The 13,057-nt window shown below is 43.5% G+C and carries 13 protein-coding genes; 9 read left to right on the top strand and 4 right to left on the bottom strand.

Annotated elements, in window-relative coordinates; translation table 11 throughout:
* Window positions 1-42: 42 nt before the first annotated feature.
* A complete protein-coding gene (locus tag AB0756_RS27935; RefSeq protein ID WP_038072538.1) occupies window positions 43-687 on the bottom strand; it encodes a L,D-transpeptidase family protein in 645 nt (214 codons plus the stop codon).
* Between the two features lie 299 nt (window positions 688-986).
* Between AB0756_RS27935 and AB0756_RS27930 the strand changes: the two genes are divergently transcribed.
* The 6 genes from AB0756_RS27930 to AB0756_RS27905 all read left to right on the top strand — a co-directional run bounded on the left by AB0756_RS27930 (window position 987) and on the right by AB0756_RS27905 (window position 5,862).
* Window positions 987-1,838, top strand: a complete 852-nt coding sequence (locus tag AB0756_RS27930; protein ID WP_038072540.1) for an AraC family transcriptional regulator — start codon at window positions 987-989, stop codon at window positions 1,836-1,838.
* Window positions 1,839-1,942: 104 nt separating this feature from the next.
* On the top strand, window positions 1,943-3,001 hold the full coding sequence (locus AB0756_RS27925; protein ID WP_237265865.1) for an alpha/beta hydrolase: 1,059 nt from the start codon (window positions 1,943-1,945) through the stop codon (window positions 2,999-3,001).
* Window positions 3,002-3,059: 58 nt separating this feature from the next.
* A complete protein-coding gene (locus AB0756_RS27920; RefSeq protein WP_050045677.1) occupies window positions 3,060-3,605 on the top strand; it encodes a nuclear transport factor 2 family protein in 546 nt (181 codons plus the stop codon).
* 78 nt (window positions 3,606-3,683) lie between these two features.
* A complete protein-coding gene (locus AB0756_RS27915) occupies window positions 3,684-4,796 on the top strand; it encodes an aldo/keto reductase (RefSeq protein ID WP_038072542.1) in 1,113 nt (370 codons plus the stop codon).
* Between the two features lie 39 nt (window positions 4,797-4,835).
* Window positions 4,836-5,408 carry a nuclear transport factor 2 family protein gene (locus tag AB0756_RS27910; protein WP_050045678.1) on the top strand — a complete coding sequence of 191 codons (573 nt, stop codon included), beginning with the start codon at window positions 4,836-4,838 and terminating at the stop codon, window positions 5,406-5,408.
* Between the two features lie 4 nt (window positions 5,409-5,412).
* The gene (locus AB0756_RS27905) at window positions 5,413-5,862 is read left to right on the top strand and encodes a hypothetical protein (protein WP_038072544.1); all 450 of its coding nucleotides are present in this window, start codon (window positions 5,413-5,415) and stop codon (window positions 5,860-5,862) included.
* A 44-nt stretch (window positions 5,863-5,906) separates the two neighbouring features.
* Here the strand turns inward: AB0756_RS27905 and AB0756_RS27900 are convergent, their stop codons facing one another.
* The gene (locus AB0756_RS27900; protein ID WP_038072546.1) at window positions 5,907-6,668 is read right to left on the bottom strand and encodes a hypothetical protein; all 762 of its coding nucleotides are present in this window, start codon (window positions 6,666-6,668) and stop codon (window positions 5,907-5,909) included.
* Window positions 6,669-7,129: 461 nt separating this feature from the next.
* Between AB0756_RS27900 and AB0756_RS27895 the strand changes: the two genes are divergently transcribed.
* Window positions 7,130-8,923, top strand: a complete 1,794-nt coding sequence (locus AB0756_RS27895; protein ID WP_038072548.1) for an FAD-dependent oxidoreductase — start codon at window positions 7,130-7,132, stop codon at window positions 8,921-8,923.
* 107 nt (window positions 8,924-9,030) lie between these two features.
* Window positions 9,031-9,255, top strand: a complete 225-nt coding sequence (patX, locus tag AB0756_RS27890) for a heterocyst-inhibiting protein PatX (RefSeq protein ID WP_408019873.1) — start codon at window positions 9,031-9,033, stop codon at window positions 9,253-9,255.
* 531 nt (window positions 9,256-9,786) lie between these two features.
* Here the strand turns inward: patX and AB0756_RS27885 are convergent.
* The gene (locus AB0756_RS27885) at window positions 9,787-10,845 is read right to left on the bottom strand and encodes a class I SAM-dependent methyltransferase (RefSeq protein WP_038072550.1); all 1,059 of its coding nucleotides are present in this window, start codon (window positions 10,843-10,845) and stop codon (window positions 9,787-9,789) included.
* A 278-nt stretch (window positions 10,846-11,123) separates the two neighbouring features.
* Here AB0756_RS27885 and AB0756_RS27880 point away from each other — a divergent pair, with 278 nt between their 5' ends.
* Window positions 11,124-11,324: a hypothetical protein gene (locus AB0756_RS27880; protein WP_038072606.1), complete on the top strand. Its 201-nt coding sequence runs from the start codon at window positions 11,124-11,126 to the stop codon at window positions 11,322-11,324.
* A gap of 203 nt (window positions 11,325-11,527) precedes the next feature.
* On the opposite strand, the gene glnA is transcribed toward AB0756_RS27880, so the two are convergent.
* Window positions 11,528-12,943, bottom strand: a complete 1,416-nt coding sequence (glnA, locus tag AB0756_RS27875; RefSeq protein WP_038072552.1) for a type I glutamate--ammonia ligase — start codon at window positions 12,941-12,943, stop codon at window positions 11,528-11,530.
* Between the last annotated feature and the right edge of the window lie 114 nt (window positions 12,944-13,057).

Below are 13,057 nucleotides of genomic sequence, written 5' to 3'. Positions count from 1 at the left end.
CGGTCATGTAGAGACGTAGCACGTTACGTCTCTACATAACGACTAACCTTCGTACACAATCAAATGAGTTGGTTTGTGAGTGCGAATAAAGTTTGTCATAATGTCCCGTTCTTTAACAGTTGGTGTTGCAAAACAACCAGCAGTACCAGTGTTAGCATTTTGAGCCAAAGCAGAGGGATCGTAGTGAACGCCTATACCCGAACGTCCCGTACTAAATAGAGGTGTCACTGGAGACCAAACACCACCAAATTCTGGTTTATTTCCTGGTGGTGTACCCACCACTCCGGGGTTGTCAAACTTGTAAATTCCAAAAGGTACAGGTGTTTCAGAACCAGCAACATCGGAGGGAGTTTGCTTGCCAACTCGACCGGAAACAGCTTGTACTGTATTAATAACGTTACCATTGCTATCTATAAGCCGAGTTTCATAAACTCTTAAACCACCACCGATGGTTTTTGTCGTTCTTTTTGCAACAACTCGTGCTGTTTTGATACTTGTAAGAAACTCATTAGCGACCCAGCGATTTGTTCCAATTTGTACCCACTTCCTGTTTCCTGCTTGCACGGGTTCGCCAGTCACTTGAACTTCAGTACCATTGCTGAGAGAACCAACTGATTCCCCATTGGGTTTAGAACGCACTGTGAGAGGATCGCCTTCTTTTGTTGCAACGTAAAAAATACTAGCCATTAATATATGCCTGACAGATGTTAAAAGTAATGAAAACTTTTCCTGCTGGGAATTGTTTTTGCTGACATCAAAATACTTCAATCTCTGCTGACAAAATTACGGATAGCCTCTTAAGAGATTCGGAATTGCAACATCCCCAACTTCTTGATGGATACAGCCGATTGATGGGATAAGCTGTGCTGCCTTTTATTTTCTCATATTGACCTAGTTATAAAAAAGATAATCAGTTAAGATTTATATTCGTATTCCTCTACACTTAAGGTATACAAACAATAAGGGTTAAAATATTTAATTCTCTAATGCAGCAACCCAAGCCCCAACAAACGGCAGCGATTCTTAAAGCCGAATGGAATGACTTGATTGTCGAGTACGGTCGTTTGCAAGAGGTCGGAGATTTCGACTTCGCAATGCCCAAATATGCTATCAGTGTAGCGTTTCTTCCTCACGAACGTGTCACTTGGTCGGTGGATGGGAGTAAGCCGCAAACCTCGGCTTTGCCTGCAGGAAGCGTGTTTCTATATTCGGATCGGGAGTTTGTATGGCACAGGCGCGAAAAGGAGAGCGAATACGTAAATCTGAAGATCGAGCCAGTGTTACTTAACAGACTGGCAAATGAAAGCGGGCTCTCTACTCCCGTTAGGTTGGAACACAGAGTGCTTTTTCCCGATCCAACTATTCTACACGTGGCGCATTTGTTGAAGTCCGAACTAGTTAATAGTGGTTTTGCGGGAAATTTGTATGTTGAATCGTTGCGAAATTTGCTAGCAGTGCATCTCCTCAGAAATTACGGTGGAGTCTTAAGTCATTCTACTCCAGAGGAAATCGGTGTTCTAGATGTTTTAAAACTCAAGCACATTAAAGATTATATTGAAGACAATTTAGCCAGTGAATTAGCGATCGCAACTCTTGCGGCGTTAGTCCCCATGAGCCAGTTTCATTTTGCCCGTGCTTTCAAAACGCTTGTAGGAGAACCGCCACACCGCTACATTCTGCAACGACGAATCGAACGGGCAAAAGTCTTACTAAAAGTGACTCGGTTCTCGTCAGCAGAAATTGCTTACCAAGTGGGTTTTTCCAATCCGAGTCACTTTACCGCGCAATTTCGCAAGCTTACAGGGGTAACGCCAAAGCAATTTCGCGACAGTGCATAAATTGAACCGAGCATAATTTTGATATAACCGCGCAAGAATGGGGCGTGAATGCTTTGGGCAGATTCTTTAAATTGGATTTAACAAGAAACAACGGAGAACGAACAATGAAAACAATGCTTTCCGCTATTAAAGCTTCTGCCCTCTCACTAGTATTGTTAACTAGTAGCGCTTATGCCCATTCACAAAATCTGTCAGAAAGCAAGAATTCAACACAGCCGCAAGTGCAGCAACTTTCTGATACTGTCATCGCTGCTAACGCCTACAAACCCGGTGTAAATCGAGTTACATTTCAAAGTGAAGGCGAAACGCTAGTTGGGAACTTGTACTTACCTGCTAGCTACAAAGCTGGCGATAAGTTACCCGCAGCGATCGTCGCAGGTTCTTGGACAACAGTGAAAGAGCAAATGCCCAGTATATATGCTCGAAAGCTTGCAGAACAAGGCTTTGCAGCCTTAGCATTTGATTTTCGTACCTTTGGGGAAAGCGGCGGTAAGATTCGCAGTTTTGAATCTCCCACTGCCAAGATAGTAGATATCAAAAATGCTGTTAGCTTCCTGCAAACTGTCGATGCAGTCGATCGCAACCGGATTGCTGGGTTGGGTGTTTGCGCTTCAGCGGGTTATATGGCGGTAGCTACAGCAACTGATTCCCGTATCAAGTCATTTGTCGCTGTTGCGCCTTGGATTCATGATGCAGCAATTGTAAATACCATCTACGGTGGTGAAAAAGCTGTACGGGAAAAAATCAAAATTGCACAAGCAGCACGCACAAAACTACAGCAAACAGGTCAGGTGGACTATGTACCTGCAGCTAGCGCAACGAATGGTGCTGCAGCAATGTACGGTAATATCGACTACTATCTTAATCCCAAACGTGGTGCAATTCCCCAATGGGCAAACAAATTTGCAGTGATGTCTTGGGCGGAGTGGTTGACCTTTAGTGCCATGCCACAAGCCAAGCAAATCAAAGTCCCTACATTGTTTATCCATAGTGAGAAAGCCGCAATTCCTGATGGTGCGCGTCGATTCTTTGCAGCCATCCCTGGCAATAACAAAAACATGGTTTGGTTTCCCGAAACGCAACAATTTGATTTCTATGACCGAGAAGCCACTATTAACCAAGCCGTTGCTCTCACGGTTAAGCAATTAAGAACATCTCTATAAAGGCTTGAAACATTGGATCGTCATTTCTGTAAAACTTTAAAACCAGGATTTTGTCAAGATGTTAATGCAAAAAGCTTTAATTGGCGCAACCTTAATGCTGAGTTTGTTGACCATCGGACCTCAAACCCAAGCTGGTATCACAACACACATAGCAACTGCAAACACTAATGCCGAAGCAATCCGCCAAAACAACGAGCAAACAATCCGCACGTACTTCCAGTTGTTATCCCAAAAACGCATGGATGAATGGCTAAAACTATGGGCGGATGATGGGGTACAAGATATGCCCTACTCTCCTGCTGGATTTCCCAAACGCGTTGAAGGCAAAGCCGCCGTCGCCAAACATTATTCGGCACTACCAACTAGTGTTGGACGCATGGTGTTCCCTGACTTAAAAATTTACCCTACTACTGACCCCAATACTTTCTTTGTAGAATTTCGTGGCGAAATTGAAGTACTGGCAACGAAAAAGCCTTACAACAACACTTACGCCGGACTCTTTCAATTCCACAATGGTAAGGTTGTACTGTTTCGTGAATACTACAACCCTATCGTGTTCGTAGAAGCTTGGGGTAATCCCAGTGGCTTTACTCAGCAGAAGTAATTTAACAGTGCAGAACAAAAAGAGTTTCACTATCACTCCAAACACTTTTTAAATATACACGTTAAGGAGCTACGAATTATGTCTCTCAACACTTACTACACTCTAGGACGTTCTGGATTGCGCGTTACCCGTCTCGCCCTCGGAGCAATGACCTTTGGTACTGAATGGGGTTGGGGAAGTGATGAAGCCACCGCACGCCAAATGTTTAATACCTACGTTGATGCAGGTGGTAACTTTATCGATACGGCAGATTTATATACCAATGGGACTAGCGAAACGTGGTTGGGTAAATTTATTGCCGAGCGCAACTTGCGCGATCGCATTGTCGTTGCTACTAAGTTTAGCTACAATGCCGAACCGGGAAATCCAAATGCGGGTGGTAACGGGCGCAAAAATATTATGCGGGCGGTAGAAGGTTCGCTGCAACGGTTGGGAACTGATTATATCGACCTCTACATTCTCCATACATGGGATACAATCACCCCAGCCGAAGAAGTCATACGGACACTAGATGATTTAGTTCGTTCTGGTAAAGTGCGCCATATCGGGCTGAGCAATACCCCTAGTTGGTATGCAGCACGAGCGCAAACTATTGCCGAATGGCGTAATTACGAACCGCTTTCCGCTCTCCAGCTTGAATACTCCTTGATTGAGCGTAATATTGAGCGGGAATTTATTCCCCTCGGTCTGGAATTGGGCATGGGTACAATGGTGTGGAGCCCGTTGGCGAGCGGTCTTCTCAGTGGTAAGTACAGACCCAGCGAGGGTGGTTTTACAGGAGAAGGACGATTGGAAACAGTTCGCGGTATCTCAAATCCGGCGTTTCAGAAGTTTAGCGATCGCAACTGGAAAATTGTGGCAGAACTTGAAACTGTGGCAAAAGAACTTGGGCGGAGTATGGCTCAAGTTGCAGTCAACTGGACAGCAAATCGCCCTGGAATTGCATCGGTCATTATTGGAGCTACGAAGCAATCGCAACTTGAGGACAATCTAAAAGCTCTCTCGTTTGAGATTCCCACCGAACTTGCCAATCGTCTCGAAGCTATCAGTCGCCCCGAACCGCAATTTCCTTACATTTTCTTTGGTTCAGAAATTCAAGGCATGATTCATGGTGGTGCAACAGTTGGATATAAACCTGCTGGATACCAACCTAATGTATTGATTCAGTCACAGGGTGCTGGTGTATCTTAAGGGCTGTATAAAACTTAACTCCAAGTCTAGCAACAGACTATGAATCACCAACGCCGGAACGTGCTTTTGACTTTTAGTGCGAGCTTAATAGGATTTTTATCTACCACAGAGATTGCTAAGGCTCGCACTACATCTCCCACTCAAGTCAATTCTCAAGTCCCCATGAATACCATCATTCTACAGAAATTAGTAGATCGTGCTGAAATTATTGATGCCATAAACATTATCGGTATGGGTGCAGATCTACGAGACTGGAAAGCTTGTCGCGGAGCCTTCGCCGATCGGGTTCTGACTGACTACACCTCCCTCAACGGTGGCACTCCTAATACTGTAGCAGCAGATACTTTAGTAGCTGGCTGGGCAGACTTTTTCAGCAAAACCTTCAAAGCCACCCAGCACATGATTACCAATCATGCTGTGATAGTGAATGGCGAGCGAGCAAACTGTACCTCCCACTTTCGGGCGCATCACGTTTATCTTGAGGGAAAACCTGGTAAAACTTGGACGCTTGGGGGGTTCTACAATCACGAACTAAGCCATATCAACGGACGTTGGAAAGTTACACAAATGAAGATGACTTGGACTTACGAAGAAGGTACTCGTCCCGGTTAAGTTTATGATGCAGTCCGATATTCTCGTCCTCCAAGCCTCTTGGGATGAGCTTGCCATCAAGTACGCGTATTTAGTTAAACCACCTGTTTCCTCAAGCAATACTTTAATAGTTAGTATTGTGACATATCAGATAGAAGTTACTGCTGCGATACCAACGGGAGGCTTTGTTAACGCAGAGGAAATTGAATCCGATTGGTTGAACGATGTCCAAAAAAAAACCCTGCTAGATTACCTGCAAATCACACTCAGCCTATTAAGATTTGAGGAAATTGTTGACCAAAAAATGCTTTGTGCCGATCGGCAACCCATTTTAAAGAGGCAGATTACTAACCCATCCATTCTTCATTTAGCACATCTGCTACGAGCTGAAATGGAAGCTCCAAAATTCTTCAGTCAACAGTTTGTTTCTTCAATTATCAAGGCTCTGATAATTCATTGCTGGTACCAATTGTGACTCATCTTGTCCTCAATCCCTGACCCCTAACCCCCCCTTTCCTTTTACGCAGCCACTACCTCAGAATGAGTTTCTGAGGTAGTGGCTGCATCTTGCACCATAGAGCGAGAATTATTCTTACGCTGCAACATATTTCCGGCAAATGCTAGCATGGCGTTTGTCTTACGAGTACGCCACTCATCTACAAGTCTTTCTACATTAGCAGAAGGCATTCGCCGCATCATGGCTTCGTAAATGTAAGCAGCATGACCGGTTTCATCTTTGGCAATGCTCAAAATTCCCAATTTTAAGTTGCGAGTCACTGGATCGTTCTCGGGTAAGACGTTTGCCATTCGGGTAAAGTCTTTACTTGCATCTAACTCTAAAATATAAGTGCTACCCATGAACACATCCCAATCAATGACTTCCGGTTTGAGTTGTTCTTGAGAATAACCCTCGAAGAAAGCTGCAAAAAACGGGCTGCGGCGTTCTTGCGATTTATTTTCCGATTTATTTTCCTGAGTGTTTTTTGGCAAATTTTTAAAATCTATAACTTCTTTGTTAAGTTGTTTTAAGGCATGAGCAAAAATTTGACCGTGTTTGGTTTCATCTGATGCGTGTTGCGCCAGTTTTTCTGCAAGCCATGTATCACCTTCTGCTGTAGCGCGATCGCTAAGTGCGGTCAGGAAAGGAACAGAACCAGATTCTGCCAATTGGAACCCTGCTAGAACATTGGGGCGAGTTTTAGGGTCACGGATTTGAGCAGCAAAGTAGTAGGCGCTGATACCAGAACCAACCAAGTGCATGAAGTAAGTCGAGAGGTTCATGAGAAATCCAATCCGATCGATGGAAAGTTACATTTCTTATACTAGTACAGTTCGGCGTAAATAAAGCAACCATTAGTGACAGAGAAAAAGCTTACAGTTAAAGCTTTTGCGCCTTCTGCCCTCTGCCATCGTACTTCTGCCTTCGTGTACTAGTCCTCATTTTTTGATTGAGGTAATAAATTTTTCTTGAGCGGTTGCAAAGTACTTGCCAACTTTTACCGATGCTGTTAGCAACTCGGAGATGGTATCTCTCATTGAGACTCTCTAAGTGAGGGGTAAAACCGCTCTAATTCCCTAGCTTGTATCTGTTAACAGAGGGAGGAAATGTGTGTGAGATCCGTCAAATTTACTTTAATACAAGACAAACTACATTATGTATTTATAAAAAATATCTAAAGACGATGAAAGCTGGAAGTTTTATCCTCCATACTTTATCCTTCATGCTTTCTTGAGGTTCAGTCATGACAGATCGGGTGTACGCAGCTGACGTCTTAGTGGTGGGAGGCGGAACAGGAGGAACTGCAGCTGCTCTCCAAGCAGCGCGGCGGGGGGTAAAAACTATTTTGGTTAGTGAATTTCCTTGGTTGGGGGGAATGCTGACTTCTGCGGGAGTATCTGCACCGGATGGCAATGAGTTGGAAGCTTTCCAAACAGGATTGTGGGGTGCATTTATAAAACAATTGCAACGCCGTCAACCAATGGGGTTAGACAACAGTTGGGTCAGCTTCTTTAGTTACGACCCTCGCATTGGAGCAGAGATTTTCGCAGATTGGGTTCAAGAGTTACCAAACTTACTTTGGCTTCCAGGTAGAAGACCTTTAGAGGTCATTCAACAAAATGACTGCGTTTTTGGTGTTCGGTTTGCAGATTTTACTGTTACTGCCAAAGTAACCCTTGATGCCACAGAGTTGGGGGATTTGTTAGATTTAGCTGAAGTACCTTACCGTTGGGGTTGGGAGTTGAGGTCTGAATGGGGAGAAATTAGCGCTCCAGCATCATTTAATTATCTCACAGAAAAATATCCAGTGCAAGCCCCCACTTGGGTAGTGGTTATGCAAGATTTTGGTGAATCTATGGCTCCTGAAATCCCAAGTGCGCCAAATGACAACCCCTCACAATTTACTGGTGCTTGGGATAATTGTGGTGCAGAACAATTTTTAAATTACGGACGCTTGCCTGGGGGTCTGTTTATGATTAATTGGCCCATTCATGGTAATGATTACGGTCATGGAGTCGGGCGAGTCATAGCATCTTCAGAGAAGCGGCGCGAGTTTCTGCAAGAATGCCTTTGGCACAGCCAAAATTTTGCCCGTTTTATCCAACATCAAATCGGTTATCGCTACGGTTTAGCCCATCATATTTTTCCCCCATTCCCCCGTTCCCCCATTCCCTCTATCTCTCCCTCATCTTTTGCCCTTCACCCCTATTATCGGGAGAGCAGACGCCTCGTAGGACTGACGACCATACGAGAACAGGATATTTTACCAATTGCGGGAGGTAGCGTTGCACCGTTACATGAAGATGCTATTGCGATTGGTAACTATGCTAACGACCATCATTATCCGGAGATAAAATTTGAATTGCTTCCTAAATCTATTCGTTGGGGAGGACGTTGGACGGGAACTCCTTTTACAATTCCCTATCGCTGTCTTATTCCTATAAAAACAGATGGCTTATTAGTTTGCGAGAAAAATATTTCGGTTTCTCATATTGCTAACGGCGCGACTCGATTGCAACCAGTAGTTATGAATATTGGTCAAGCAGCTGGTATGGCAGCTGCTTTGTGTATTGAGTTAAATTTAAGCCCTCGCGATTTGCCTGTAAGAACTTTGCAAGAGGCTTTGTTGCGCGATCGCCATCATGCAGCTGCTATCGTTCCCATCTTTAATTTACCACCTGATTCTCCGGATTGGTTACATATGCAACTGTATTATTTAGATAATCCTGAAACATACCCTCATAGCGGCAATTGCCCCCATTTCTCGCCAACTGTGGGCTTCTACTCTTATGGCGATGCTGTTAATTTAAGAAACATTGATTGTTTCATGGGGTTTTTCCAGTGCCAAACTCAGCAGGATTATAAATTTATTATTACTTCACCAAGCGATTATCAGGGTCAAACTTGGCAAATTGTCACGTTGCGATCGGACATTGACGAGCAGTTGCAAACATATCTTCACGGACAATTCATCAAAATTTTGGGTCGTTTTAACAGTGCAGGAAATTGGTTACTAGCGGAACATATTGAGTGCTAACAAGGATTTTTTTGTGGTAAAAAACAATACTCTTGAATAAATTATCCGGATGCACAAAAGAAAACTCAGTATCAGTGAAATGGATAGTTCAAAAATAAACATTCATTATGCGTGCAGCTGTTTCACTTTTAATCGTGGGTTTCCTGTGTAGCTCCTTTGCTATTAACAACCAAGTCCCTAACACTTTCTCGTCCAAATATGAATCGCCACAATTGATTTTGGCGAGAGCGACAAAAAAAAGCTCAACCTCACGGTCTGGACGTTCTGGTTATAGAGGTAGTGGACGTAGAGAATTGATTGAATATATCAGTGCTCCGCAATCTGAAGTCTAACAACTGCAAGTTCGTGCCAGTTCCTGGGGTGGCAAAGACCTTGTAGCAAGGGAATAAAAGTACGGTAATCCAGGGTGTTACGCTTCCTATCCGTTACGTACCCTATAAAGCAAAAAAAGTAACTTTTCAATTGTTGGATTTCTCAGTAATATTGTGGTGTTTTACCAGTTATTTCCTATACTAGTTAAGTAGTGAATTCTTGCATTAATGTCAAGTAAAGTTGCTACTTTGTATTGCAAGTATTGAAAGATCTTCAAATACGCACAAAACTCCTATTGCAACTTTTTAGTTGTACGGAGATAGTTCATTAGGCTAAGTAAGTCGGTGTTCGTAATTATCATGAGTTTGTAGTTGCGTGTCTAGCCTTCAGCACGCAAGAGTGGCGAACGCAAGAAGCGCAACTACGAGCCAATATAGAGATTTGACGTTTCGTAACAGAGTTTGTTTTTTCTAGCGACTTACTTAAAATTTGCAAAAAAGAGGGTGGCTCAATCTACCACCCCATGTCAACAGAAAAGTATAGGAATATAGTTAAGCAGCTTTACGAGCAATCAAATACTTGCTCATAAAGTGAACTTGCATTTCAATATTCACAAAACCTGCCTTTTCCAATCGCTCTACCAGATCGTCAGTAATATAATGCTTGTAGTAAGGTTCATGGAAAGTTTCATGGAAGTATTCCATAAATGGTTCCATTTCTGGGGAATCGCTCAATTGAATTGAGTCACAAATTATAAATACGCCGCCTGGTTTTGTGACCCTAAAGCATTCTTCAATAACCCGTTGGCGAGCTGTTGCAGGTAATTCATGAAAGAGAAAAACAGAGGTGACAGCATGGAAATAGTTATCTACGTATGGCAACTCTTCTGCATTTGCCTGCAAAAGTTGGGGTAATTCCCCTGGTATTTCAGACAAAAGCTCGTTAGCCTTACGCAGATATGCTGGTGACAAATCTGTTCCAAACAAAGATGCTTGATGCAAAGCCGCTCGAATCATTTTTAAAGTGCGACCGGTTCCGCAAGCTACGTCCAGAACACGGGTTTGACGGGGGGCTAAGTCTCTGAAAACTTCCAACCCTTTCTTTAGGGGAGCAAGAATGCGCCGTCGCATAGCATCTGCTGAACCTTGAAAGAGAATTTCCACCTGCAAGTCATACAGATTTGCGGATAGATCGCTCAAGTAGCCATTGGTTTGGTGGTGGAAGTTTTGGATGTAGTAGCTCGGATAACCTTTAATGTCTACGTCAGCGGCAAAATCCTGGTATTTCCTTTGGTTTGCCCTATCCCAAATTTGGGGTAAATCAACCCATATTAGAGGGTAGTAGCGGAAAAAATCTTCCCAAGGGTTATCAAACAACAAGCTTTTAGGATACACACCCCGTTCGGCATCTTCCCAATCAACTTCCTGCAAATTATTTTGCCTTTGTTGAAGCGTCAATATAGCTTCCCTAGGAATACCTTGAGATGTTGCCTCCTTCTTAGGAAAGAGCAACTCTTTGAGGCGAATACTTAAAATTTTATGGGTTAGACCAAAATAACTTTTGCCTTGCTGAAAAGTTTGATAAGTCAGCTTGGTTAAAGTGTCAGACATGAGAATTTCCTTTAATTAAGTTTTTAGAATATATCTTTACATATTTTAAGTATTTGTAACTGAGTGCTCATAAATCTGAAGAAAGGTTTACAGCTTGAAAAAATAAGTCTTGGGAGAGATGCAAAATCCTATAGATATTTATTCTGCTACAAATATTAAATTTTATTAAGATATTATTTTTCGTAACTTTAGATACAGAATAGGTGTTATATTAAAACTAAAGAAATATGTCAGGTAATATTGACATTTATAAAAAAACCACTAAGGAGGATTTCAGTATGTCTACACAAGAAAAAGCACGTGCTCTTATGATGCGTCACTATCAGTTGATCAAGAATCGTCAACAATCCATGCTGGGTCGTGCGGGTGAGGAGCTAGGTCTTCCTGGAGAAGTTTCTCATTATTGGAATCCAACTCAAGGCAAAATAGACCCCTCGGCTCGCATGACTTACGATCGCAGTAATGCAGCAATGAGTTAGCACAAGGGGCTAGGGACTAGGGCTTGGGGACAAGGAAGACGAGGAGAATGCAGTATAAAGTTCTTCCTTGTTTCCCCCTTCCCCCCAATTCCCAATCCCCAATCAAAAAAAAACCACCACTAGCGGGTGGTTTTATGTTGATTAGTTCCCCGACTTTTTTAAGGAAGCCGGGGTTCGACGTACTGTGCAAGAGTCCCTAAAAATTAAACATCGTAATAGAGAGAAAATTCGTAGGGGTGAGGACGCAAGCGCATTGGGTTCACCTCATTATCCAACTTGTAGGAAATCCAAGTTTGGATAAAGTCTTCAGTGAATACACCAGGTTCGGTTAAGAAAGCATGGTCATTCTCCAGGGCTTCCAAAGCGAGTTCAAGAGAACCCGGAGTTGAAGGAACTTGAGCCAATTCTTCCGGAGAAAGTTCGTAAATATTCTTATCCAAAGGTTGACCGGGATCGATTTTATTCTTGATACCATCTATCCCAGCACATAACATAGCAGCAAATGCCAGATATGGGTTAGAAGTCGCATCGGGACAGCGGAACTCCAAACGCTTGGCTTTGGGGTTGCTACCAGATAATGGAATCCGAATAGAAGCAGAACGGTTACCTTGAGAGTAAGCCAAATTTACAGGTGCTTCATAACCAGGTACTAAGCGCTTGTAGGAGTTGGTAGTAGGGTTAGTGATTGCGAGCAATGCAGGTGCGTGTTTGAGAATACCGCCAATGTAGTGCAGCGCCATCTCACTCAAGCCAGCATACTGGTCTCCAGCAAACAGAGGTTGACCATCTTTCCAAATAGATTGGTGGGTGTGCATCCCAGATCCGTTGTCTTGGAAGACGGGCTTGGGCATGAAGGTAACTGTTTTACCGTATTTCCTGGCAACGTTCTTGATAACGTACTTATAAGTCAACAACCAGTCAGCCGCTTCAATCAACTTTCCAAAGCGGAAACCCAGTTCACACTGACCGCCAGTAGCAACTTCATGGTGGTGCTTTTCAATTGGTACTCCGCACTTTGCCATTGTCAGCAGCATTTCTGTCCGCATATCTTGCGAAGTGTCCGTTGGAGCAACTGGGAAGTAACCCTCTTTGTAGCGGGGTTTGTAACCCAAGTTGGGTCCTTCATCTTTACCGGAATTCCAACGACCTTCAACCGAGTCTACGTAGTAGTAGCCCGAGTGTTGGTTTTGGTCAAAGCGGACATCATCAAAAATGAAAAATTCAGCTTCAGGACCAAAGAACGCTGTATCGCCAAGACCGGTTTTCACCAGATAGTCAACAGCTTTCTGAGCGATAACGCGAGGACAACGGCTGTACCACTCACCCGTGCGAGGTTCCTTGATGCTACAGATAACACTGAGCGTTGGTTCTTGCATGAAAGGGTCGATCCACGCCGTGTTGGCATCGAGTACCATTGCCATGTCCGATTCATTGATGGCTTTCCAACCCCGGATACTAGAACCGTCGAAAGGTACGCCGTCCGTAAAGGAAGTTTCATCGATTTGGTTTTGGTAAAGCGTCAAATGCTGCCAAATCCCTGGCATATCGATGAATTTCAGATCGATCATCTGAATGTTGTTATCCTGAATCATCTTCAGGACTTCTTGTGGGGTTGTCATGGTTACTCCTTAGGCTGCCGATTTATCAATAGTAAAACCAGAGTGTTCAATGTTTGCTGAAGAAAGCTCGCTAACTGCAAATCCATCAGACCCCTGGAATATCCTAGAAACAGG

The sequence above is a fragment of the Tolypothrix campylonemoides VB511288_2 genome (assembly GCF_045999855.1).
Lineage (GTDB): Bacteria > Cyanobacteriota > Cyanobacteriia > Cyanobacteriales > Nostocaceae > Scytonema > Scytonema bouteillei_A.
This window is presented reverse-complemented; position numbering and strand designations above follow the sequence as displayed.